This window comes from Psychrobacter sp. TB55-MNA-CIBAN-0194, assembly GCF_040309505.1.
GTDB classification, from domain to species: Bacteria; Pseudomonadota; Gammaproteobacteria; order Pseudomonadales; family Moraxellaceae; genus Psychrobacter; species Psychrobacter fozii.
This window is the reverse complement of record NZ_JBEOOW010000638.1, coordinates 1-246: the sequence shown is the minus strand read 5'-3', so window position 1 is coordinate 246 and position 246 is coordinate 1. Positions and strand designations below refer to the sequence as shown.

General features: G+C 41.1%; 1 protein-coding gene. It reads right to left on the bottom strand.

Going from position 1 to position 246, the window contains the following annotated elements; genetic code table 11:
* The coding region (locus tag AAEY75_RS16565; protein WP_352260255.1) for a glutaminase at positions 1-246 on the bottom strand (246 nt) is incomplete at both ends.

Sequence of the window (246 nt, the reverse complement as noted above, 5' to 3'; positions counted from 1 at the left end):
CCACAGCACATCATCAACTTCATTTTCAAAGTTACCGAATGATTTCATTAAGTGTGCCATTGCCGCATTTCGATGCCTAAACTCATACTCTGAATTAGCCACTTGCTTATCTATTACGATACTTCGATTACCAGATAAATCGCGAAATGTTTCCAGCATAGAGTGCATGGGTGCTGATAAGCGACTATATAAAGCATCACAGGTAACTATGGCACCCGCATTAATAAATGGGTTACGGGGTATGCC